Below are 21,157 nucleotides of genomic sequence, written 5' to 3' on the forward strand. Positions count from 1 at the left end.
GCGGCCATTACCAGTCCCAGCAAGCCACCGCCGTCCGGCTGCGACGCGGCCTGTGGACCAATCCCCTGCCGTGGCCCTTCGACGACCCGGCACCGCCGCCACAGGCGCGCCCCTTGGAGAGCCGCCCTCCCGAAGGAGGGCGGCGATCCCGTCACTCGGCGGCCATGGAAACGCCAGCACCGGCGTCGTCTTCCGGTTCGGCCCCGAACCGCATGGCCTCGGGCAGCCAGTCGCAGCCCTTGATCTGCCAGTCCGGCGCGTCGTCCGGAGCCTTGGCGGTGCGCTCGAAGTGCCTCACCAGCGCCTCCACCAAACCGGACTTCCGGTAATCCGCCAGCCGCGCCATGGTCACCGTGGCCCCGCTCGCGGCGGCGATGGCGCACAGCTGGTCGCGGGTGCGCCCGCCCAGGAAGGTTTCGTCGGGCCGCCACCAGTCGCGCATGTCGGCCCCGAGGTCGCGGGCCACCCGGTTGAACAGGCTGTCGCCGCCGTCGATCACCTCCAGGTCGCCCTGGCCGAAGGCGAGGATGTTCAGCAGCAGGTGCAGCCCGTCCAGGTCCTCGTCGCCGAGCCGCTTGACCCGCTCGTAGAGATCGGCCCCGTCCTTCGGCGCGGCGGTCAGCCGCTCCCACGCCCCCCGGCTGTCCTCAACCGGCTCCTGCCCCAGCAACCGCTCGAAGTACGCCGCTGCCGCTTCCACCGCGTCATAGCCGCGCGGGCGGCGGTCCATCCCCGAAGCCAGCGCCAGGGCGGGGTGCGCCTCGACCGGCACCCGGCCATGGTGGCCGTCGGCCCGGCGCAGCAGCGTCACCACCGCAACCTCCCTGGCCTTGCGCCGGGCGGCGATCAGCAGCGTCTGCACGGCCAGCGTCTTGTGCGCCGCCATGTGGCGGACCAGCCACGCCGGGTATTCCGCCCGCTCCCGCCGCGCCGCCATGGGGCTGTCCCGCGTCTCGGCGGCGACCGCTGGCCGCACCTCGTGGCGCACCAGCCCGTCGCGCACCTCGACCCGGCCTGCCGGGGTCAGGTGGATCACCGTGCCGCCGCTCCCGCCCTCCGGGGCCGGGCGGTAGTGCCACCAGGGCGCGCCGTGGGTGTCGAACACGTCCACGAACGCCGCCGTCCGCGCCCGTTCCGCCGCCATCGCCTCGACGGCCTGCCGCTGCAACGCCTGGAACTGTTCGGCGTCGTCGAAGTAGGTCGCCTCGGCCTCGGCGAGCAGGTCGGCGGTGACGGTGCCCGTGTAGCGCTCCAGCGGGAACACCGCCATGGCGACGGAGGGCTTTTCCTCGACCAGCATGGCGCGGACGTCCTCGGCGTCGCACCAGCCGCCCGCCGCGATCCCGGCGACGATGCCCCGCTGCTGCTCGTGGGTGCCGAGCGTCAGCGCCTCGGCGATGCCGAGCCCGACAACGCCGTCGCGCACCGCCTGCTTGGCCTCATCGCACAGCCCGGCCAGCGCCAGCCGGCGCTTGACCGTGGCGGTGCTCAAACCCGTCTGCGCCGCCACGTCCTCCAGCGTGGCGCCCTTCTGAAGCAGGGCGGCGAAACCGTCCGCCTCGTCGATGGCGTCCAACGCCTCGCGCTGCACGTTCTCCACCAGGGCGATGCGCCGGGCGTCGGCGGGCTTCAGCCCATGGCGCACCTCGACGGGCACGCGGTAATCGGCGCCGATGTCGCCCCGGTTCTCCAGCAGCTTCAAGGCTTGGTAGCGGCGCTCGCCGGTGACGACGCGGAAGCGGTCGCCCTTGAGGCAGGTGACGACGAGGTTTTGCAGCACGCCGTCGGTCCGGATGGAGCGGGCCAGCCCCTCGATGCCGGCGGGGTCGATGCGCTTGCGCGGATTGGCCGTGGGCGGGAGAAGCTGGGACAGGGGAACAAGCTGGTTGCTCATGGGTCACTCCCTCTCTCGTGAAGCTGCGAAGCAGCAGCGAAGGCCGCTGCTGCTTCCCGGGGCCGCGCGAGCGGTGGGTGAGTGGGGGGCGAGGGCCGGCGCGCCGGGCCGGGCTGTCCGGGTGAGGGGCACGAGCCGTGCCCTGAACCGGCGGCCCTGCCCGGCAACAGGCGGCCCTCGCGGGGGAGAGAGCGGCAACGCCCTCTCTTCCCCGATTTAGGGAGCGGCGCGGGCGCCCGGCCCGCCGCCGCTCCGGACGACCGGGGCCGCAGGCCCGCCGCTTTCCGCGGCAGGGATCGTCACCCGCAGGGCCGAGACGCGCGAAGGCGCGGCTCGGCGGGCCTCTGGCCCGTAGAGCCCGGTCCGGCACACCGTGCCGGAGCCGCCCATCATTCCCTCGCCGGCTGATTGCTGGGTGATTGCTGAGCCTCCGGGCCGATCCCCGGCGGCGCCGGGCGAGCCACCGGAACGCGCCTCGCCCGGAACGAAAAAAGCCTGAAAGTCCAAGGACTTCCAGGCTTCTCTTCCGTTTCCGGAACTGGTCGGAGCGACAGGATTCGAACCTGCGACCCCCAGACCCCCAGTCTGATGCGCTACCAGGCTGCGCTACGCTCCGTCAAGCGGACCGCCCTTGTTCCGGAAGGGAGCGGGACTATAGCCGCGACCTGCGGCCGACGCAACAGCTCCCGTTCGAATTTTTTCAACAAAATCAAATTGGCGGATTTCCCCGGTTTCCCGCGGTTCCGCCCGGTCCACCAAGCAGCCGACGCAACGCCTTCAGTTCGTCCAGCACCAAGACAACCTCGCGGCGGAGCGCCTCCGGAAGGACCGAGGGCTCAGCGATCGCATTCTCCATGTGGGACTCGTCGTCCGGGTCCGGCTCGGCGACTTCCATCGCCTCCCCGGCGGTATCCAGGCTTCCATCGGCATCGGGGGCATCTGCCCGCCCTTCCTTCAGGAGACGCTGGACGCCCTTGATGGTGTAGCCTTCGCGATGGAGCAGGCTTTGGATTCGCCGCAGAAGCTCGACATCCTCCGGGCGGTAATAGCGCCGCCCGCCGCCGCGTTTCAGCGGGCGGATCTGCGGGAACTTGGTTTCCCAGAACCGCAACACATGCTGCGGAACGTCCAGTTCGGTCGAAACCTCGCTGATGGTGCGGAACGCCGTCGCCGATTTCACGGAGCCGTGCGTTCTCATACCTGGGAAACCTTATGCCTTGCGGAAATTAAGGGCGGAAATCAGGACACCGCCTTGACGCGGGCCGTTTCAGCGGCGCTGAGAACCTCGTTGATTCGGTTCTTCAGGACGTGGCTGGCGCGGAACACCAGGACCCGGCGCGGCAGAATCGGAACCTCTTCGCCTGTCTTGGGGTTGCGGCCGACGCGCTGGCCCTTCTGGCGGACCTGAAAACTGCCGAAGGATGAAATCTTGACCATCTCGCCGCGCGCCAGCGCGTCGGAGATCTCATCCAACACGCTTTCGACCAGATCGGCGGATTCGTTGCGTGACAGGCCGACTTCTTGGTAGACGGCTTCGCTGAGCTGTGCACGCGTGACGGTGTTCTGGGACATGGTTCGCCTCCCCCGCAACCACAGGGGAAAAACCGTAATCCGGCCGAAGAACCCCGTCAATTCAAAAGCTTGGAACGCGTCGTTGAGACGGCCGTGACAAACGCAGCTTAACAGAGAACTTGCCCGCTACCGTGCTCCGTCACCAGCGAACCAGGGCGGAACCCCAAGACAGCCCGCCGCCGATGGCCTCCATCAGGATCAGGTCACCGCGCTTGATTCGCCCGTCATGCACCGCTTCGCACAGCGCCAGCGGGATCGAGGCGGCCGAAGTGTTGCCGTGACGGTCCACCGTCAGCACCACCTTGTCGCTCGACAGTTTCAGCTTGCGGGCGATGCCGTCGATGATTCGCTGGTTGGCCTGGTGCGGGACCAGCCAATCGACCGCCGAGGGCTCCAACCCGTTGGCGGTCAGCGCCTCTTCCACCACGGCCGACAGCTTGCTGACGGCGTGACGGAAGATGTCCTGGCCATGCATCCGCACATGCCCGGTCATGCCGGTGCTTGACGGGCCGCCATCCACATAGAGCAGATCGTAATGGGCGCCGTCCGAATGCAGGTGCGTAGACAGCAGGCCCCGATCGTTGGAGGTACCCGCCCCCTCATAACCGTCCAGAACCACCGCGCCGGCCCCGTCGCCGAACAGCACGCAGGTGGTGCGGTCGTTCCAGTCCAGCAGGCGCGAGAAGGTCTCGGCGCCGATCACCAGGGCGCGGGTCGCCTGCCCGGCGCGGATGAAGTTGTCGGCAATGGACAGCGCGTAGACGAAGCCGGCGCAGACCGCCTGGATGTCGAGCGCGAAGCCCTTGGTGCCCAGCGCCGCCTGAACCTTCGTGGCGGTGGCCGGGAAGGTGTTGTCCGGAGTCGTGGTGGCGAGGACGATGCAGTCGATGCTCCCGGCATCCACCCCGGCATGCTCCAGCGCGCGGACCGCCGCCGCGACGGCGAGGTCGGAAGTCATTTCCCCCTCGGCCGCGATGTGGCGCGACTTGATGCCTGTGCGCTGGACGATCCACTCGTCGCTGGTGTCCACCCGCTGTTCCAGGTCGCGGTTGGTCACGACGTTGGCCGGCAGGTAGGAACCGCAGCCGAGGATCCGGGAACGCTTCGCCATAATCAGACCGCCGCCGCCTTGGTATCGGGAAGGGGTTTGGAGTCGCCGAGGCGCTGGACCTCTTCCTTGATCCGGTCGTTGAAACCGTTCGCCGCCAGATTGAAGGCCACGCCGATGGCGTTGGCGAAACCGACCGCGTCGGTGCCGCCGTGGCTCTTCACGCAGACGCCGCGCAAACCCAGGAACATCGCGCCGTTGTAGCGGCGCGGATCGGTGCGCTGCTTCAACCGCTTGAACGCCCCGCGCGCCAGCAGGTAGCCGAGCCGCGCCGTCCAGGACGACTCGAAGGTGCGGCGCAGGAACTCGGTGTAGAGCTTGGCCGTGCCCTCGGCGGTCTTCAGCGCGACATTGCCGGTGAAACCGTCGGTAACAATCACGTCCACCGTGCCGCCGGCGATGTCGTTGCCCTCGACGAAGCCGTGGAAACGGCCGGGCAGCGGCATCTCGCGCAGGCGCGCGGCGGCGTTGCGCACCACCTCATTGCCCTTCACCTCTTCCGAACCGATGTTCAGCACGCCGATGGTCGGCTCGGGCAGGCCCAGCACAGTGCGCGCGAAGATCGCGCCCATGACGGCGAACTGCACGAGATTCTCGGGCTGACATTCCGTGTTCGCGCCGAGGTCGAGCATGACGCTCTCCCCGCGCAGGGTCGGGAAGAACGATGCGATCGCCGGCCGGTCAATGCCCGGCAGCGTTTTCAGCACGAACTTCGCCATGGCCATCAGCGCGCCGGTGTTGCCGGCGGACACCACGCACGCGGCCTGTCCGTCGGCGACCGCGTCGATGGCGAGCCGCATGCTCGACTGGCGCCCCGCGCGCAGGGCGACGGACGGCTTGGCATCGCCGGCCACCGCGTCCGGGGTGTGACGCACCTCGGCCACCGCCTTCAAGGCCGGCCGTTGGGCCAGCAGCGGCTCGATGCGGGCGGCGTCCCCATACAGAAGGTAATGCACACCGGGGTGGCGCTCGCGGGCGATGTCCGCCCCGGCTACCACCATGTCGGGTGCATGGTCGCCGCCCATGGCATCAAGGGCAATGGTCAGGCGCTGGCTCACCGCGGATAGGCTCCCTGGCTAGAACGGGTGGCGGCCGGCCGGACCGCCATCAGGCTGCCGGAGCGCTCTGAACCACTTCGCGCTGGTCGTACTGACCGCAAGAACCGCAGACGTGGTGCGGGCGCTTCAGCTCGCCGCAGCTCGGGCACTCGTTGAACGCCGAGGTCGGCAGAGCGTGGTGCGAACGACGCATGTTGCGACGCGACTTGGAGGTCTTCTTCTTCGGAACAGCCATAGCCGTGAACTCTCTTCATTGTAAAAGGCGGCCCGAAGGGGGGCCGCCTGACGCGAGCGGCATTCATTAAGGCAATTGCCCTCGAAGAGCAAGCCCGTTCAGGCGCTAATTCGGACGCTTCAAACGTTCCAGCGCGGCGAAAGGGTTCGGCTTCTCCGGCTCGACCACGCCGCCGTCGTCCTCATCCTCGCCGGCGTCGCCGTAGCCGGCGAACTCCACGCCTTCTGCATGCGGATAGGGGTCGAGCGCCAGCGACAAATGCTGGGCGGTCAATTCGCCGATGTCGACGCGCCCATTGGTCATGGGCTCCGGAATGTCCTCCTCGGAGATGTTCGGATCGATTTCGATCTCATCCTCCTCCTTGGGAATCATCGACTCCGGGGCGAACAGCGCGCCGAAGCTTTCCGTCACGTGGGCGGGCACCGGGTCGAGCGTCACGACGCAGGTCTGCACCACGTCGGCCTCCAGTTCCCCGGCGACGCGGACCATCTGACCGCCGCGCACGGAGCGCAGGCGAACCGTGGCGACCAGCCGGTCGATGGCTTCCAGCTCGAATCGCTCGGCCAGGGCCTTGCGCTCGGCCTCCGTCGCCTCGATGGTCTCGACCACGTCGGCGCGATGAACGGCGTCGGCGCGGACGATGCGCGAGAACTCCGGTGCGGGTTCCGCGGTGTGGTGCATGTCTGGCAATCCCTTATCAAAGCGCCCGTTCTTGTGCGGGCGCGTCCTGCATGACACATGAAACCGGCTGGGCCGAAAGGCAAGTCCCGACGCGCAAGAGCTACTCCGCGTGCGCTGCAGGCGGCTCACCGAAGTGGACCTCGCCGGCCAGCAGCGACTCCAGCGGCTGCGCCTCCAGCGCGGCGGCCTCGCGCCGGACGTAGGCGACCATGGCGGCGAGCCAGGCCGGATCGACCTCCGTCACCGTGCCGTAGACGTTGTTGTCCAGCGCCACCTCCAGCGGCCGGTCGTCGTCGTCCGCCAGGGCCGCGTCGTAGACCTGGATGCGGCCGGCCATGGCGCGCGCGATGGTTTTGATGCGGCGGCTGATCCCGGTGTCGCCAACACCCATTTCCATCAGCGACTTCTCGAAATTGTCGATCATCGTTTCATAGAGCGCGCGGGAACGCTCGGCCGCCGCTGCCCCCTGCCCCTTCAGGCGTCGCATCACCAGAAAGACGTGCAGCGCCACCATGTCGAAGCGGCCATCCAACGTGTCGGGAACGCCAAGGTCACGGTAGAAGCCCGGCTGGCGGGCCTGATCCACGATCTTTGCGAAGAATTCGGCGGCGGCGCGCGCTTCGCGGCGGCGCCGGAACAGGCGGTCGAGCACGGTTTCTCTCTCGCTCGGAGTTTCGTTGACAGGACAAACCGCAGGGTGCGATTGTCCCGGCATTGTGGGCTCAGCGCGGCAACACAACACTGCCGCTGCCCGTCCATGCCATCATAGCCTGAGCACCATGACGAGATCGATTCCTTCGACGCTGTGCGCCATCGCCTTTCTGGGTCTTGCGGTGTCCGCCTGCTCGCCCGTCGTGGCGACGCGCGGCAATTTGGCGGATCCCGACCGTCTCGCCGAGGTGAAGGCCGGCCAGACCCGGCGCGAGGACGTGGCCGCGATCCTCGGCACGCCGACCTCCGCCGGCACCTTCGACCCGAACGTCTGGTACTACATCGGCCAGAAGACGGAAAAGGTCGCCTTCTTCCAGCCGGACGTGGTGGAGCGCCGCGTGGTCATCGTCCATTTCGACGAAGCCGGCGTGGTGAAGGAGATCAAGCAGCTCGACGAGAGCAACGGCCAGGACATCGAGATGGTGGACCGCACCACCCCGACCGCCGGCCGCGAATTGGGCTTCATCGAACAGATGCTCGGCAACGTCGGCCGCTTCTCCGCCAAGGACACCAAGGGCAGCGGTCCCGGACGGTAATCGCCGTCGCTTCCCAAAGAAAAAGCCCCGCTCGCGCGGGGCTTTCTCGTTTTGGCGGGCTTTTCCCGTCAGCTCAGCTGGGCCAGGATCGCCAGCAGCAGGATTGCCACGATGTTGGTGATCTTGATCATCGGGTTCACCGCCGGGCCGGCGGTGTCCTTGTACGGGTCGCCAACGGTGTCTCCGGTCACCGCCGCCTTGTGCGCGTCAGAGCCCTTGCCGCCGTGGTTGCCTTCCTCGATGTACTTCTTGGCGTTGTCCCAGGCCCCGCCGCCCGAGGTCATGGAAATGGCGACGAAAATGCCGGTCACGATGGTACCCAGCAGCATCGCCCCCAGCGCGGCGAAGGCCTGGGCCTGACCGGCGATGGCGGCGATGATGACGTACAGCACCACCGGCGCCAGCACCGGCAGCAGCGACGGGATCACCATCTCCTTGATCGCGGCGCGGGTCAGCATGTCCACCGCGCGGCCATAGTCCGGCTTGGCGGTGCCTTCCATGATGCCCTGGATCTCGCGGAACTGGCGCCGCACCTCGACCACCACCGAGCCGGCGGCGCGACCGACCGCGGTCATGCCCATGGCGCCGAACAGGTAGGGCAGCAGACCGCCGATCAGCAGGCCGACCACCACATAGGGGTCGTCCAGCTTGAACTCGACGTTCACGTTCGGGAAGTAGTGCTTCAGGTCCTGGACGTAGGCGGCGAACAGCACCAGCGCGGCCAGGCCGGCCGAGCCGATGGCGTAGCCCTTGGTCACCGCCTTGGTGGTGTTGCCGACGGCGTCCAGCGCGTCGGTCGTGACGCGGATGTCCTTGGGCATCTCCGACATTTCGGCGATGCCGCCGGCGTTGTCGGTCACCGGACCGTAGGCGTCCAGCGCCACCACCATGCCGGCCAGCGCCAGCATGGTCGTCGCGGCGATGCCGATGCCGAACACGCCCGCCTGCCCATAAGCGATGATGATGCCGACGCAGATCACCAGAACCGGCAAGGCCGTCGATTCCATCGACACGGCGAGGCCCTGGATGACGTTGGTGCCGTGGCCGGTTTCCGAGGCGCGGGCGACGCTGCGCACCGGGCGGAAGACGGTCGAAGTGTAGTACTCGGTGATCCACACCAGCAGGCCGGTCACGCCGAGCCCGACCAACGACGACACAAACAGGTTCAGGCCCGTCACGTAGCCACCGTCATTCATCGGGATGGCCCGCGTGAAGCCGAACATGATGGCGGTGACGATCAGAATCAGCACCAGCGAAATGCCGGCGGTGGCGCCCAACCCCTTGTAGAGGGCGTTCATGATGTTGTTGTTGGATCCGAGCTTCACGAAGAAGGTGCCAGCGACCGAGGCCGCGATGCACACCGCGCCGATCACCAGCGGATAGACCAGCAGAAGGCGAACGATTTCGCCCGAAAAGAAAATCGCCGCCAACAGCATGGTCGCGACGATGGTGACGGCGTAGGTCTCGAACAGGTCGGCGGCCATGCCGGCGCAGTCGCCGACGTTGTCGCCCACATTGTCGGCGATCACGGCGGGGTTGCGCGGGTCGTCCTCCGGGATGCCGGCCTCCACCTTGCCGACGAGGTCGGCGCCGACGTCGGCACCCTTGGTGAAGATGCCGCCGCCCAGGCGCGCGAAGATGGAGATCAGCGACGCGCCGAAGCTCAGCGCGACCAACGCCTCCAGCACCCAGCGGACCTGCACCGGGTCGGTCACCTTGTAGACCATGGTCAGGATGGCGTAGTAGCCCCCCACACCCAGCAGCCCCAGCCCGACCACCAGCATGCCGGTGATGGCGCCCGCCTTGAAGGCGATGTCCAGCGCCGGCGCCAGCCCTTGGGTCGCCGCCTGCGCGGTGCGCACGTTGGCGCGGACCGAGACGTTCATCCCCACATAGCCGGCCACGCCCGAAAGGATCGAGCCGATCAGGAAGCCAAAGGCCACATGTAGACCGAGAAACCCTCCGAGGATGATCAGAAGCACCACGCCGGCAATGGCGATGGTCGTGTACTGGCGGTTCAGGTAGGCGCGCGCGCCTTCCTGCACGGCCGCGGCGATCTCCTGCATGCGGTCGGAGCCGGCCGAGGCGGCCATGACCTGTCTGCCGGCGTAGTACCCATACGCCAGGGCAAGAAGGCCGCTGGCAATGATGACGATGAACGCTGCTGCCATCTGTTCCCCCAACCTTATGTCCTCAGCCCGCCTTTGCCGCCGCTCGTACAGTCGAAGGGGGTAGACGAACCAATTATTCGGGAAAAAGCATGCCGAAGCGGCAGGCGCAATGCAACAGCCGCCACGTCCAAGAAGGCGCGGCGAATTGGCCGGTCATAGATCTGACTTTCGGATAGTCCAGATTCCAGAAGGGTTACAGATTGCGTTGCGTAACCACTTGAATAAGAACGTTTTGCACCACTCCGGCACCAACGACCTTGGCGGCCGCTTCTCCCAGCTTTTCTTTTACGGCAGGGATATTGACCAAGTTACCGGTCATGACCGACTTGTCGTCAACAGCGCCGTACAGGGTGGTAAAGAAGGCATCGACCATCTTCGGCTGGTGCGCTTGCACCATGGGCGCCTTTTCGGCGACCACTTCCAGCGTCACAACGATGGAGACGAACTGCTCGACCTTCCTGGGTCCGATCATCGGAATGACGAGCGGGTGCATGCGCACGAAGGAGGTCGGCACCTTCGGCGGCGGTTCTTCCTTTTTCGGTTCCTCGCCCTCGTGCGGCACCAAGTAGATGTTGTAGAGCATCCACCCGCCGTAGCCGGCACCGCCCAGCAACGCGATGCCGAGCACGAGCACTATGATGGCCTTGACCACGCGCCCACGTCCCCAGAGTGACAGCGCGACGACCCTGCGCCCGTGCTGCTTTCGATTGCGTTAAATGGAACGCGACTCAGAAGTGTTCCCAGCCGCGCGCCGGGAGGGCCATTGACTGGCCGTCCGAGTCGAGCACCTTTACGACCCCCGCCTTCCCTTCGACCAGCCGGCCGATTTCGGTAATCGGCACGCCCGTATCCTCGGAGAGGGCGCGCAACGCCGGTCGCGCCTCTTCCGGCGCGCTGAACAGTAGTTCGTAATCGTCGCCACCGGTCAGCACCAAAGCGAGTCGCGCAGGGTCGTTCCCGACCACCGCGCGCGCGGCGTCGGACAGGGGCACTCTTGTGGCTTCGAACATGGCCGCGCAGCCTGATTCCTCGCACAGATGACCGAGATCGGCGACCAGCCCGTCCGACACATCCAGGCATCCCGTCGCCAGCCCGACCAGCCGAGGCCCCACGCCCGTGCGCGGATCCGGGCGGCGCAGGCGACCCAGCAGAACGGTGCGAACAGCCGGATCCGCGACCTCCAACCGCCCGAAGGCCACCTGAAGGCCCAGCGCGGCGTCGCCGACGCTGCCGGTCACGAACAGGCGGTCACCGACCTGCCCGCCCCAGCGCGGCAGCGCCCTGCCCTTCGGCACCAGTCCGAAGGCGGTTACGGACAGCGTGATCGGCCCGGTGGTGGACACCGAGTCGCCCCCCGCCAGCCCGAAACCGAACCGTTCCTGATCCGAGCCCAATCCAGCCGCGAAGGCGGCCAGCCAGTCCTCCCCCACGTCCTTGGGCAGGGAGGTGACCAGCGTGTAGGCGTGCGGCTCCGCCCCCATGGCGGCGAGGTCGGAGAGATTCACGCGCAGAAGCTTGGCGGCGATGTCGCCGGGGGGATCGTCGGGGAAGAAATGGACGCCGGCCACCATGGCGTCGGTGGTGACGACCAACTCCTTATCCGCCGGAACGCCGAACACGGCCGCGTCGTCCGCCAAGCCACGGGCGCCGGGAAAGCCGGCCGCCAGCGGTTTGAAATAGCGGTCGATGCGGCCGAATTCGCCGAGGGGCTTGTTATCCCTGGGGCTGGTCACGCGACGGGTCCGGCTGCGACAGCTCGTCCGGCCGCAGGGCACGCGCGACATGGTCCAGCACGCCGTTCACCATGCCCGGCTCGCGCCCGGCGAAGAAGGCATGGGCCACGTCCACATACTCGCTGATGAGGATGCGCGGGTGAACGTCGTTGTGGACGAACATCTCATAGGCGCCGGCGCGAAGAATGGCGCGCAGCAGAAGCTCCAGCCGGTCCACGGAGAAGCGCGGCTCCAGCGCGGCAGACAGCATGCCGTCCACCTCCTCGCGCCGATGGGCCGCACCGCGCACGATGTCGGAAAACAGCTGCGGGTCGGCGGCGACGAACTTGGCGCCGTCGATTTCCTCGCCCAGGCGATGCTTGACGAATTCGCCGACCACGGTCTCGACACCGGTACCGGTCAGGTCGATCTGGTACAGGGCCTGGACGGCGGCAAGCCGTGCCGCCTTGCGCCGGGCCTTGGCCGAACCACCACCGGTCTTGTTCCGGGAACCGCGCTTGGGTTTCGCGCGGCCAGCCGCGTCGTCGTTGCTCATGTTGCTCATACTGTCCGGGAAAGCTCGCGGGATCACCGCGGATAGAGGCGGAATTGGCGCTTGAGTTCAATCATGTCAAGGCAGGCGCGCGCCGCGAACCCACCCTTGTTCCTGGCGCCGGTCGAGGCGCGGGCCCAGGCCTGCTCGCGGTTTTCCACGGTCAGGATGCCGTTGCCCACGGCCAGCGCGTAACGGAGCGCGAGGTCCTGAAGACCGCGCGCGCTCTCGTTGCAGACGATGTCATAATGCGTCGTCTCGCCACGGATCACGCAGCCCAGCGCCACATAGCCGTCAAAGCGCTTGCGCGCCGTGAAGAAGTCCATGGAACGCAGGGCGTACAGGATCGCCGCCGGGATTTCCAGACAGCCCGGCACCGCCACGCGATGGTAGGTGGCGCCGTCCTTCTCGATCTCGGCGATGGCGCCACGGACCAGTTCCTCGGCAATGTCCTCGTAGAAGCGCGCTTCCACGATCATGATGTGAGGCTTGTCGGTCATGTGGCGTCGCTCATTGACGTGGCGCGTTGGGCTTACTGCGCGTCGGGAAGCGGAATCGGGCGATGGCCGACCACGGTCAGACCGTAGCCTTCCAACCCGATGATGTTCTTCACGCGGTTCGACAGCAGAACCATGTTCCGCACGCCAAGGTCCAGCAGGATTTGCGCGCCGACACCGTAATCACGTAGAGCCGGGACCGAACTGCCCTTGCCCTCCAGCCGCGCCGTCAGCGTCGCAGAGAGGCCGGTCGCCTGCGGTTCGCGCAGCAGGACGACGACGCCACGCCCTTCCTTGGCGATCAGTTCCATGGAGGCCTGCAGTTCGCCTTCGCGCGCAGCCCCCTTGTCGCCCAGCACGTCGTCGAGCACCGACAGCGCGTGCATGCGCACCAGCACCGGCTCGTCGCCGGAGATGTCGCCGCGCACCAGAGCGATGTGCTCGGCGTACGCCACCTTGTTGACGTACACGTACATCTGGAAGCGCCCACCGAAGCGGCTGTCCAGCGAGGCGGCCAGCTTCTGCTCGACGATGGTCTCGGTGCGGCGGCGGTAGGCGATCAGGTCGGCGATGGTGCCCACCTTCAGCCCGTGGAACTGCGCGAACTTCACCAGATCCGGCAGGCGGGCCATGGTGCCGTCGTCGTTCATGATCTCGCAGATCACGCCGGCCGGGGTCTTGCCGGCCATGCGGGCGATGTCCACCGACGCCTCGGTGTGGCCGGCGCGGACCAGAACGCCGCCGTCGCGGGCCAGCAGCGGGAAGACGTGGCCCGGCGTGACGATGTCGTCCGGGCTGGTCTTCGGGTCGATGGCGACCTGGATGGTGCGTGCGCGGTCGGCGGCCGAAATGCCCGTCGTCACGCCCTCGCGCGCCTCGATGGAGACGGTGAAGGCGGTCTGGTGGCGGGTGCCGTTCTGCTGAGCCATCAGCGGCAGGCGCAGGCGCTCGATCCGCTCATGGTCCATGGCAAGGCAGATCAGGCCGCGCCCGTACTTGGCCATGAAGTTGATGGCTTCCGGCGTCGCGCACTGCGCGGGGATGACCAGATCGCCTTCGTTCTCCCGGTCCTCGTCATCGACGAGGATGAACATCCGGCCTTGGCGCGCCTCTTCGATGATCTCTTCGGGGCGGGACAGATAGTCGTGAAATTCGGACGTCATTCCTGGCCTGCCAGCCGCGCCACATACCGCGCGAGCATATCGATTTCCAAATTGATCCGGTCACCCGGCTTCAGGTCGCCGAAAGTCGTGGCGATCTGGGTGTGCGGGATGATGTTCACGCCGAACCGCGCGCCCTCGACCTCGTTCACCGTCAGTGACACGCCGTCCAGCGCGACCGAGCCCTTCGACGCGATGTACTTGGCGAGGTTGGCCGGCGCTTCGAAGGTGTAGCGCTTCGACTCGCCATCCGGCCGCACGTCCACCACCGTCGCCACGCCGTCCACATGGCCGGAGACGATGTGCCCACCCAGCTCGTCGCCGACCTTCAGGGCGCGCTCCAGATTGACGCGCGTTCCCTCGGCCCAGCCGCCGAGCGTGGTCTTCGACAGCGTCTCCGCCGAGGCCTGCACGGCAAACCAGCCGGGTCCCTTTTCGACCACGGTCAGGCAGACGCCGTTGTTGGCGATGGACGCGCCGATCGGCACCGTCTCCATGTCGAAGACGGTTTCGATGGTGAACCGGGTGTCGCCCTGCCGCTCCACGGCTCGCACGCGCCCGACGTCGGTAATAATTCCGGTGAACATGGCGCGGGAATTTAGCAGGTTTTGCACCGGGGGAAAGGCTCATCCGCACGGCGTGGCGCGCAACGGACTGTTGCGCGTACCGATCCCCACCTCCGTTATCTCCGCTTCACATAACTCTCGACCAAATCCTCTCCCGCCTGCCGCACGGACACGCGCGTGAAGCGGGCCATTTGATCAAGCGCGTCCACCCCGAAGCCGTGCACGGCGGGAAGGCCGTCGCCGCCCATGACCGAGGACGCCCGGAACCACTCCAGCCGGTCGGCCAGCCCGGCCCGCAGCAGAGAGGCGGCCAACGTCGCGCCCCCCTCCACCAGCACGCGGGTCAAACCCCGGCGGGCGAGCACCGCGCTGGCCTCGCCAAGGTCCGGCAAGCCGGCCGAATCCGCCGTCACGCGGATCACCTCGACGCCGCAGTCGGTGAAAGCCTCCAGCCGCGCGGCGTCGGCGTCCTCGCGGGTGACGATCCAGGTCGGCACGGCGCGCGCGGTGGCGGCAAGGCGCCCGGTCAGCGGCAGGCGCAGACGGCTGTCCACGACGATGCGCACCGGCGAATGATGGGTCAAGCCGGGCAGCCGGCAGGTCAGTTCCGGATCGTCGGTGAGCGCGGTGCGGATGCCCACCATGATCGCGTCATGGCTGGCGCGCAGCCGGTGCCCCCAGGCGCGTGCCGTCGGCCCGGTGATCCATTGCGATACGCCGCTGTGCGTGGCGATGCGCCCGTCCAGCGTCGTCGCGGCCTTCAGCGTGTAGAGCGGCCGGTGGTCCTGGATGCGCCGGAAGAAGCCTTCGTTGAGCGCCCAGGCCTCCGCTTCGCAGACGCCGGTGACGACCGCGATCCCGGCCGCGCGCAGGCGCTCCAGACCACCGCCGGCCACCCGCGGGTCGGGGTCTCCACAGGCGACGACCACCCGCGCGACGCCGGCCGCGACCAGCGCCTCGCTGCAGGGCGGAGTCTTGCCGTGGTGGTTGCAGGGTTCCAGGGTGACGTAGGCGGTGGCGCCGTGCGCCGAGGCTCCGGCGCGGGCCAGAGCTTCGGTCTCGGCGTGGGGGCGGCCGCCCGGCTGGGTCCAGCCGCGCCCGACCACCGCGCCATCCTTCACAAGGACGCACCCTACCGCCGGGTTCGGCCATGTGTTGCCGAGGCCCCGCGCGGCCAGGGCCAGCGCGGCGCGCATGTAACGCAGGTCGTCCGCTTGAACGGCGGCCCCTTCAACGGCTGGATGACTCGGCACGGGCATTCCCTTCCGCCCGCGCCGGTCAGCCGTGCTGGGCTTCGGGCGCGAGCTGTTCGACGAACTCGTTGAAGTCGGAAGCTTCGCGGAAGTCCTTGTAGACCGAGGCGTAGCGGATGTAGGCGACCTGATCCAGGGTCTGGAGCGCCTGCATGATCATCTCGCCGATCTGCTTCGACGGGATTTCGCTCTCGCCCGACGACTCCAGCTGGCGCACCAGGCTGTTCACCACCCGGTCGATGCGGTCGGCGTCGATCGGGCGCTTGCGCAGCGCGATGCGCATGGAGCGCAGGAGCTTTTCACGGTCGAACGGCTCGCGCTGCCCGTTGCTCTTCACTACGGTCAGCTCGCGCAGCTGCACGCGCTCGAAGGTGGTGAAGCGGGCGCTGCAGCTGGGGCAGAAGCGCCGCCTGCGGATCGCCGAATTATCCTCGGTCGGTCGCGAGTCCTTGACCTGGGTGTCCTCGTGTCCGCAGAACGGGCAGCGCATGTCCGGCCTTTCTCCCTTGGTCTTATTGCTTGCTTACAGCGTCAATATTACAGCGTCGGATAGATCGGGAAGCGGCGGCACAGGTCGCGCACCTGCTCCCGCACCTTCGCCTCGACGGCGGTGTTGTCGCCGGAGTTGCTGGCGGCCAGACCGTCCAGCGTCTCGACGATCATGCGGCCGACCTGCTCGAACTCCGCCACGCCGAAACCGCGGGTCGTCGCCGCCGGGCTGCCCAGGCGGACGCCGGAGGTAATGGTCGGCTTCTGCGGGTCGAACGGCACGCCGTTCTTGTTGCAGGTCATGCCGGCGTGCTCCAGGCTCGCCTCGGCAGCCTTGCCGGTCAGGTTCTTCGGACGCAGGTCCACCAGAACGATGTGGCTGTCCGTGCCGCCCGACACGATGTCCAGGCCGCCGTCGATCAGCACCTTCGACAGGGCGCGGGCGTTGTCCAGGACGCTCTGCGCATAGACCTTGAACTCCGGACGCAGCGCCTCGGCGAAGGCCACCGCCTTGGCGGCGATGACGTGCATCAGCGGGCCGCCCTGCAGGCCGGGGAAGATGGCCGAATTGATCTTCTTGGCGATCTCTTCCTTGTTGGTCAGCACCATGCCGCCGCGCGGGCCGCGCAGGGTCTTGTGGGTGGTGGTGGTGACCACGTCGGCGTAGGGGAACGGGTTCGGGTAGACGCCGCCGGCGATCAGGCCGGCATAGTGGGCGATGTCCACCATCAGATAGGCGCCGACCTCGTCCGCGATGGCGCGGAAGCGCTCATAGTCGAGGACGCGCGGATAGGCGGAGCCGCCGGCGATGATCAGCTTCGGCTTGTGCTCGCGGGCCAGACGCTCGACCTCGTCGAAGTCGATCAGGTGGTCGTCCTTGCGCACGCCGTACTGCACGGCCTTGAACCACTTGCCCGACATGTTCGGGGCCGCACCGTGGGTCAGGTGGCCCCCGGCCGCCAGCGACATGCCGAGGATGCAGTCGCCGGGCTGGAGCAGCGCGAGAACCACCGCCTGGTTGGCCTGGGAGCCGGAGTTCGGCTGGACGTTGGCGAAGCTGCAGCCGAACAGCTTGCAGGCGCGCTCGATGGCGAGGTTTTCCGCCACGTCCACGTACTCGCAGCCGCCGTAGTAGCGCTTGCCCGGATAGCCCTCGGCATACTTGTTGGTCAGCACCGAGCCCTGCGCCTCCAGCACCGCCTGGGAGACGATGTTCTCTGACGCGATCAGCTCGATCTGCTCCTGCTGGCGGACCAGCTCGTCGCGCACCGCGCGGGCGAGTTCGGGGTCCGTCTCGGCGAGCGAGGCGGCGAAGAAGCGGCCGATCTCGGCGCGGGGATCAGCGTTGGTCACGGTCATGGAGAGCAGGTTCCTTATATCTAGCAGTCGCGTTCGGGCCGGCCGGGCCAAATAAAAACCAGTTTTCGCGTCAGCCCATCTTGACGATGCGGCGGCTGTGTCGCTCGCCGCCTTCGAAGGCGGTGTTCAGGAACACGGTGACGCAGTCCTTGGCGATCTCCGGCCCGACGATGCGGGCGCCCAGCGCCACCACGTTGGCGTCGTTGTGTTCCCGCGCCAGACGGGCGGTGGTCACGTCATGCACCAGGGCCGCGCGAACGCCGGCGTGCCGGTTCGCCGCGATGCTGATACCGATGCCGCTGCCGCAGATCAAGACGCCGCGCTCCGCCTTGCCGCCGGTGATGGCTTCGGCCATGGCGGCGGCGAAATCCGGATAGTCCACCGACTGAGGGCCGTTGCAGCCGAGGTCGAGGACCTCGAACCCGGCCGCCGAAAGCTGCGCCCCGATCTGGGCCTTCAGCTCGTAACCGGCATGGTCGGACGCGAGCGCGATGATGCGGGCGGTCATGAAACTGGAACTCCGTGCACGAAGAAAAGCGGCGCCAGCCCGGTCGGAGCGGCGGCACGCGACGCAAACTACCAGATATCGATGCGATTCGCCAGAACGACACAACGCACAGCGCCGATGCGCCGAACTCATGCGCATATCATTGTATGGCGCGAACAAATCGCCCCGAACTTCCCGGCTTACCGGTACGAAAGTCGGAGTAAGCGCCCTCGCCGATTCGTGATGGCATACGAGTCGGGCAATTGCCGGGACCAAGTCCGCTGGTTCTCCACAACTGCGCCCCACTAGACGGCGCCTATTGGCCGGACAGAGCGGCGAAAGGCAAGGCGTTTTAAGCGTTAACTGATTTACCCACCCCTTGGAAGTTCTGCACCATTCAAATAACTTACTTCTCTCTTGCGGAAATTATATTGACACCCAAATCACGGTATGCAACTTGGTTGCCGGGTTCTAAATGAAAAACCAGGACAACAGGCAATGAGTGACCAGCTTCGCGCCGATGTGCCCGATAACGCGCTGCTGCGGATGACCGCGGACATCGTCTCCGCCTACGTCAGCAAGAACGTTTTGCCGGCTCAGCAGATTCCCGAGGTGATCAACACGGTCTACTCGTCGCTGACCGGTCTGAACACGCAGCCGCGGGAAACTCCGGCCGAACCGCTGAAGCCCGCCGTGCCGATCCGCAAGTCGGTGACGCCTGAGTACATCGTGTGCCTGGAAGACGGTAAGAAGCTGAAGATGCTGAAGCGGCATCTGCGCTCCACCTACAACATGTCGCCGGACGAATACCGTGTCCGTTGGGGCCTGCCGCCGGATTACCCGATGGTTGCGCCGAACTACGCGGCCCAGCGTTCGGAGTTCGCCAAGCGAATCGGCCTGGGCCGCAGCTCCGGCCGGCAGACCCGCCGCAAGGCCGGCTGAGCCTTACGCATTGCCTGATATCGCGTGGGCCCGATATGACACGGGCCTGATACGGCACGGGCCGGCCCCTCATGGACCGGCCCGTTTGCGTTTTGGGATCCTGCGAAAATAGAGCGGCGATCTCAGCCGCAAGTCCGGCCGCCCGACAGGCGGCAGTTGAAGCGCTCCACGTTGCGGGTCAGTTCCTGCCCGGTGCTTGCGTTCTCTTCATTGAGGCACTTCAGGAAATCCATCGTCCTGTCGACGTATTCCTTCACCTCGAACTGGCAAGCGGCCATCTTGTCCGCGCTGACGAAGGTCGTGCTGTCGTCCATGCAGACAGGAATCCCGGGCTTGATGCAACTTGAAATGGTGGCCGCCTGTGCCTGCGCCCCCACCGTCAGCACCGCCGACACGGCTCCCGATACCGCCATGGTGACCGTGATCGTCGCCGCGATCGTCCGCGCAAAAGTTGCGCAACGCATGTGTTGTCTCCCTCCGGACAGATCTTACAGGCCGCGGCCCGTTCGTTCGTTCGTCGATGGCGTTTCTACAGGCGTTACACCGGATGCACCAGTGCCCTTCGCGGTTCATAGGTCTACAGTCGGAACTTGAGCAGTTCGCCCTAGGACCGGCCCCGCAGGTCCGGCACCGGGATGTCAGTGCTCACCATCAGCAGAAGCCAAGACTAGAATCGCGCCCCCGGTCCCGCCGGTGGGCGCGTTCCTTATGAAGGGTCAGCGTTGAGGGTTCTTCTTTTCAGCAGCCCGCTTCTGCACGAAGCGCAGCTTGTTGACAGCCGTCCGCTTCAGCAGTTCCAGACTGCCGGAGGCCGGACCCGCCACCGACACTTCCTCCCCGGTAACGCCGTCGATGGCCATGACCTTCAGGTAACTGCCGACCCGCTGGAACTCGAACAGGATTTCGCCTCCGCCGTTTCCAGCCGCATCTTTCCCAGACATACTGCTCTCCGGTCCTGCAACGCCCACGAATGGACAACCCGTTCCTATACTTTAGCACGCCGGCCAAGGTTCGGAACCCGACACGCAACGCCCTGTTGGTTCGCGCACATCCATCGTCAAAAACGCGAGGGAACGAACAATGGCCGCCAAGACCATGCAGGATCTTCTGATCGAAGAACTGCGCGACATCTACCACGCCGAGAAGCAGATCACGAAGGCTCTGCCCAAGCTGGCCAAGGCTGCGCATTCCGACCAGCTCCGCCAAGCCTTCGAAATGCATCTGGAGCAGACCAAGGGCCAGGTCGAACGTCTGGAGCAGGTCTTCGAGGAACTCGACACCCGCAGCCGTGGCAAACACTGCGAAGCCATGGAAGGGCTGATCAACGAAGCGCGCGAAATTCTTGAAATGGGCCTCGCGCCCGAAGTGCAGGACGCCGCGCTGATCGCCGCCGCCCAGAAGGTGGAGCATTACGAGATCGCCAGCTACGGCACCGTCCACGCCTACGCCACCGCCTGCGGCCTGACCAAGGTGGCACAGTTGCTGGAGCAGACGCTGAACGAGGAAAAGGAAACCGACCAGAAGCTGAACAGCCTGGCGATCAACGACGTGAACAAGAAGGCCATGCAGGCGAGCGGCAAGAAGGCTGCCTGACGGTCATCTTCGCACACAATCACGCGCGGGCACCCATGCGGTGTCCGCGCGACTTGTTTCAGCCGCCGCCGTTGAAGGGCGCACCGCGAACCGATAGAATTGCGGACATTCCTTCACTTTCCATCGGTGCCGGCGCATGCGCAGGGTCCTTGCCGTCCTTCATGCCAGCCTTCTTGCCGGCGCGCTTGCCATCCTGGCGCCGGCTCCCACCGCCTTGGCCGCCGAGGGTGCCACCGCCCTACCCCCGTCGGTGCGCATCAAGCCGGTGATGGTGCCGGTCGTCACCCGCGGGCAGATCGAGAAATACACCCAGATCGAGGTGATGCTGGAAATCGCCAACGCCACCCGGCTGGGCGAGGTGCAGCTGGCCATGCCGCGCCTGCATGATGCGGCCTTGCGGGCGGTGTACACGGGCATCGAGGAAGGCTGGATCGTCCGCGGCAACATCGCGAACATTCCAGCACTCCGCCGCAAAATCGACGAGGAAAGCGTCAAGCTGTTCGGCAAGGACGTGGTCAGCCGCATCCTCATCACCCCCCTCGCGCGGCAATCATCCTTTCCTTAAAGCGTCCTTTCCTCA

At 66.8% G+C, this 21,157-nt stretch carries 24 protein-coding genes, 1 tRNA gene and 1 pseudogene; 4 read left to right on the forward strand and 22 right to left on the reverse strand.

The features are described 5' to 3' along the window. Positions 1-151 precede the first annotated feature (151 nt). The 9 genes from J2852_RS00190 to J2852_RS00230 all read right to left on the reverse strand — a co-directional run bounded on the left by J2852_RS00190 (position 152) and on the right by J2852_RS00230 (position 7,200). Positions 152-1,894 carry a ParB/RepB/Spo0J family partition protein gene (locus J2852_RS00190; protein ID WP_209869152.1) on the reverse strand — a complete coding sequence of 581 codons (1,743 nt, stop codon included), beginning with the start codon at positions 1,892-1,894 and terminating at the stop codon, positions 152-154. Positions 1,895-2,433: 539 nt separating this feature from the next. After that, positions 2,434-2,510, reverse strand: a tRNA-Pro gene (locus tag J2852_RS00195). Between the two features lie 93 nt (positions 2,511-2,603). Next, complete coding sequence (locus tag J2852_RS00200) at positions 2,604-3,092, reverse strand: MerR family transcriptional regulator (protein WP_209869154.1); 489 nt, start codon at positions 3,090-3,092, stop codon at positions 2,604-2,606. A 41-nt stretch (positions 3,093-3,133) separates the two neighbouring features. After that, positions 3,134-3,466, reverse strand: coding sequence for an integration host factor subunit alpha (locus J2852_RS00205; protein WP_209869156.1), 333 nt, complete (start codon positions 3,464-3,466; stop codon positions 3,134-3,136). Between the two features lie 139 nt (positions 3,467-3,605). Next, positions 3,606-4,577 carry a beta-ketoacyl-ACP synthase III gene (locus J2852_RS00210; protein WP_209869158.1) on the reverse strand — a complete coding sequence of 324 codons (972 nt, stop codon included), beginning with the start codon at positions 4,575-4,577 and terminating at the stop codon, positions 3,606-3,608. 2 nt (positions 4,578-4,579) lie between these two features. Further along, positions 4,580-5,632, reverse strand: coding sequence for a phosphate acyltransferase PlsX (plsX, locus tag J2852_RS00215; RefSeq protein WP_209869160.1), 1,053 nt, complete (start codon positions 5,630-5,632; stop codon positions 4,580-4,582). A gap of 49 nt (positions 5,633-5,681) precedes the next feature. Then, the gene (rpmF, locus tag J2852_RS00220; protein WP_209869163.1) at positions 5,682-5,867 is read right to left on the reverse strand and encodes a 50S ribosomal protein L32; all 186 of its coding nucleotides are present in this window, start codon (positions 5,865-5,867) and stop codon (positions 5,682-5,684) included. A 105-nt stretch (positions 5,868-5,972) separates the two neighbouring features. Further along, positions 5,973-6,548, reverse strand: coding sequence for a YceD family protein (locus J2852_RS00225; RefSeq protein ID WP_209869165.1), 576 nt, complete (start codon positions 6,546-6,548; stop codon positions 5,973-5,975). A 100-nt stretch (positions 6,549-6,648) separates the two neighbouring features. Next, positions 6,649-7,200 (reverse strand): ubiquinol-cytochrome C chaperone family protein, encoded by a 552-nt coding sequence (locus J2852_RS00230; protein WP_343206637.1) that lies wholly within the window; start codon positions 7,198-7,200, stop codon positions 6,649-6,651. A 127-nt stretch (positions 7,201-7,327) separates the two neighbouring features. On the opposite strand from J2852_RS00230, the gene J2852_RS00235 reads away from it, so the two are divergent. Beyond that, positions 7,328-7,795: an outer membrane protein assembly factor BamE gene (locus J2852_RS00235; RefSeq protein WP_209869170.1), complete on the forward strand. Its 468-nt coding sequence runs from the start codon at positions 7,328-7,330 to the stop codon at positions 7,793-7,795. Positions 7,796-7,863: 68 nt separating this feature from the next. Here J2852_RS00235 and J2852_RS00240 read toward each other — a convergent pair whose 3' ends face one another. The 11 genes and pseudogenes from J2852_RS00240 to rpiB all read right to left on the reverse strand — a co-directional run bounded on the left by J2852_RS00240 (position 7,864) and on the right by rpiB (position 18,063). Beyond that, entirely contained in the window at positions 7,864-9,966 is a 2,103-nt protein-coding gene (locus tag J2852_RS00240; protein ID WP_209869173.1) for a sodium-translocating pyrophosphatase, read from the reverse strand. 193 nt (positions 9,967-10,159) lie between these two features. Further along, complete coding sequence (locus J2852_RS00245) at positions 10,160-10,618, reverse strand: hypothetical protein (RefSeq protein ID WP_209869175.1); 459 nt, start codon at positions 10,616-10,618, stop codon at positions 10,160-10,162. Positions 10,619-10,694: 76 nt separating this feature from the next. Next, complete coding sequence (thiL, locus tag J2852_RS00250; protein ID WP_343206638.1) at positions 10,695-11,699, reverse strand: thiamine-phosphate kinase; 1,005 nt, start codon at positions 11,697-11,699, stop codon at positions 10,695-10,697. Continuing rightward, positions 11,680-12,234, reverse strand: a complete 555-nt coding sequence (nusB, locus tag J2852_RS00255) for a transcription antitermination factor NusB (RefSeq protein ID WP_209869181.1) — start codon at positions 12,232-12,234, stop codon at positions 11,680-11,682. The genes thiL and nusB overlap by 20 nt, the downstream gene beginning before the upstream one ends. 32 nt (positions 12,235-12,266) lie before the next feature. Then, positions 12,267-12,740 (reverse strand): annotated as a pseudogene (locus J2852_RS00260) (6,7-dimethyl-8-ribityllumazine synthase); the annotation flags it as partial. Positions 12,741-12,763: 23 nt separating this feature from the next. After that, positions 12,764-13,891 (reverse strand): 3,4-dihydroxy-2-butanone-4-phosphate synthase, encoded by a 1,128-nt coding sequence (gene ribB, locus J2852_RS00265; protein WP_209869187.1) that lies wholly within the window; start codon positions 13,889-13,891, stop codon positions 12,764-12,766. Further along, positions 13,888-14,475: a riboflavin synthase gene (locus tag J2852_RS00270; protein WP_209869190.1), complete on the reverse strand. Its 588-nt coding sequence runs from the start codon at positions 14,473-14,475 to the stop codon at positions 13,888-13,890. Before J2852_RS00270 ends, ribB begins: the two co-directional genes overlap by 4 nt. 95 nt (positions 14,476-14,570) lie before the next feature. After that, positions 14,571-15,713 carry a bifunctional diaminohydroxyphosphoribosylaminopyrimidine deaminase/5-amino-6-(5-phosphoribosylamino)uracil reductase RibD gene (gene ribD / locus J2852_RS00275; protein WP_425514339.1) on the reverse strand — a complete coding sequence of 381 codons (1,143 nt, stop codon included), beginning with the start codon at positions 15,711-15,713 and terminating at the stop codon, positions 14,571-14,573. A gap of 19 nt (positions 15,714-15,732) precedes the next feature. Continuing rightward, positions 15,733-16,197 (reverse strand): transcriptional regulator NrdR, encoded by a 465-nt coding sequence (nrdR, locus tag J2852_RS00280; protein ID WP_209869192.1) that lies wholly within the window; start codon positions 16,195-16,197, stop codon positions 15,733-15,735. A gap of 47 nt (positions 16,198-16,244) precedes the next feature. Next, positions 16,245-17,555 (reverse strand): serine hydroxymethyltransferase, encoded by a 1,311-nt coding sequence (gene glyA / locus J2852_RS00285; RefSeq protein ID WP_209869195.1) that lies wholly within the window; start codon positions 17,553-17,555, stop codon positions 16,245-16,247. Positions 17,556-17,625: 70 nt separating this feature from the next. Continuing rightward, entirely contained in the window at positions 17,626-18,063 is a 438-nt protein-coding gene (gene rpiB, locus J2852_RS00290) for a ribose 5-phosphate isomerase B (protein ID WP_209869198.1), read from the reverse strand. A gap of 477 nt (positions 18,064-18,540) precedes the next feature. On the opposite strand from rpiB, the gene J2852_RS00295 reads away from it, so the two are divergent. Beyond that, positions 18,541-18,984, forward strand: coding sequence for a Ros/MucR family transcriptional regulator (locus tag J2852_RS00295; RefSeq protein ID WP_209869201.1), 444 nt, complete (start codon positions 18,541-18,543; stop codon positions 18,982-18,984). Between the two features lie 122 nt (positions 18,985-19,106). Here the strand turns inward: J2852_RS00295 and J2852_RS00300 are convergent, their stop codons facing one another. Together J2852_RS00300 and J2852_RS00305 are read right to left on the reverse strand one after the other, a co-directional pair. After that, positions 19,107-19,448 (reverse strand): hypothetical protein, encoded by a 342-nt coding sequence (locus J2852_RS00300; RefSeq protein WP_209869204.1) that lies wholly within the window; start codon positions 19,446-19,448, stop codon positions 19,107-19,109. 252 nt (positions 19,449-19,700) lie between these two features. Beyond that, positions 19,701-19,925, reverse strand: coding sequence for a DUF6898 family protein (locus J2852_RS00305; protein ID WP_209869206.1), 225 nt, complete (start codon positions 19,923-19,925; stop codon positions 19,701-19,703). A 139-nt stretch (positions 19,926-20,064) separates the two neighbouring features. Between J2852_RS00305 and J2852_RS00310 the strand changes: the two genes are divergently transcribed. Together J2852_RS00310 and J2852_RS00315 are read left to right on the forward strand one after the other, a co-directional pair. Continuing rightward, positions 20,065-20,577 (forward strand): YciE/YciF ferroxidase family protein, encoded by a 513-nt coding sequence (locus J2852_RS00310; protein WP_209869209.1) that lies wholly within the window; start codon positions 20,065-20,067, stop codon positions 20,575-20,577. 136 nt (positions 20,578-20,713) lie between these two features. Beyond that, positions 20,714-21,142 carry a hypothetical protein gene (locus J2852_RS00315; protein ID WP_209869212.1) on the forward strand — a complete coding sequence of 143 codons (429 nt, stop codon included), beginning with the start codon at positions 20,714-20,716 and terminating at the stop codon, positions 21,140-21,142. Positions 21,143-21,157: the final 15 nt, after the last annotated feature.

It is taken from the genome of Azospirillum soli (assembly GCF_017876165.1).
GTDB lineage: Bacteria > Pseudomonadota > Alphaproteobacteria > Azospirillales > Azospirillaceae > Azospirillum > Azospirillum soli.

Bases quoted from the DNA above. Each gene is read 5' to 3' on its own strand.
- J2852_RS00190 (WP_209869152.1), bottom strand. From the start codon at position 1,894: ATGAGCAACCAGCTTGTTCCCCTGTCCCAGCTTCTCCCGCCCACGGCC.
- J2852_RS00200 (WP_209869154.1), bottom strand. From the start codon at position 3,092: ATGAGAACGCACGGCTCCGTGAAATCGGCGACGGCGTTCCGCACCATC.
- J2852_RS00205 (WP_209869156.1), bottom strand. From the start codon at position 3,466: ATGTCCCAGAACACCGTCACGCGTGCACAGCTCAGCGAAGCCGTCTAC.
- J2852_RS00210 (WP_209869158.1), bottom strand. From the start codon at position 4,577: ATGGCGAAGCGTTCCCGGATCCTCGGCTGCGGTTCCTACCTGCCGGCC.
- rpmF (WP_209869163.1), bottom strand. From the start codon at position 5,867: ATGGCTGTTCCGAAGAAGAAGACCTCCAAGTCGCGTCGCAACATGCGT.
- J2852_RS00225 (WP_209869165.1), bottom strand. From the start codon at position 6,548: ATGCACCACACCGCGGAACCCGCACCGGAGTTCTCGCGCATCGTCCGC.
- J2852_RS00235 (WP_209869170.1), top strand. From the start codon at position 7,328: ATGACGAGATCGATTCCTTCGACGCTGTGCGCCATCGCCTTTCTGGGT.
- J2852_RS00240 (WP_209869173.1), bottom strand. From the start codon at position 9,966: ATGGCAGCAGCGTTCATCGTCATCATTGCCAGCGGCCTTCTTGCCCTG.
- nusB (WP_209869181.1), bottom strand. From the start codon at position 12,234: ATGAGCAACGACGACGCGGCTGGCCGCGCGAAACCCAAGCGCGGTTCC.
- ribB (WP_209869187.1), bottom strand. From the start codon at position 13,891: ATGACGTCCGAATTTCACGACTATCTGTCCCGCCCCGAAGAGATCATC.
- J2852_RS00270 (WP_209869190.1), bottom strand. From the start codon at position 14,475: ATGTTCACCGGAATTATTACCGACGTCGGGCGCGTGCGAGCCGTGGAG.
- ribD (WP_425514339.1), bottom strand. From the start codon at position 15,713: ATGCCCGTGCCGAGTCATCCAGCCGTTGAAGGGGCCGCCGTTCAAGCG.
- nrdR (WP_209869192.1), bottom strand. From the start codon at position 16,197: ATGCGCTGCCCGTTCTGCGGACACGAGGACACCCAGGTCAAGGACTCG.
- glyA (WP_209869195.1), bottom strand. From the start codon at position 17,555: ATGACCGTGACCAACGCTGATCCCCGCGCCGAGATCGGCCGCTTCTTC.
- rpiB (WP_209869198.1), bottom strand. From the start codon at position 18,063: ATGACCGCCCGCATCATCGCGCTCGCGTCCGACCATGCCGGTTACGAG.
- J2852_RS00295 (WP_209869201.1), top strand. From the start codon at position 18,541: ATGAGTGACCAGCTTCGCGCCGATGTGCCCGATAACGCGCTGCTGCGG.
- J2852_RS00300 (WP_209869204.1), bottom strand. From the start codon at position 19,448: ATGCGTTGCGCAACTTTTGCGCGGACGATCGCGGCGACGATCACGGTC.
- J2852_RS00305 (WP_209869206.1), bottom strand. From the start codon at position 19,925: ATGTCTGGGAAAGATGCGGCTGGAAACGGCGGAGGCGAAATCCTGTTC.
- J2852_RS00310 (WP_209869209.1), top strand. From the start codon at position 20,065: ATGGCCGCCAAGACCATGCAGGATCTTCTGATCGAAGAACTGCGCGAC.
- J2852_RS00315 (WP_209869212.1), top strand. From the start codon at position 20,714: ATGCGCAGGGTCCTTGCCGTCCTTCATGCCAGCCTTCTTGCCGGCGCG.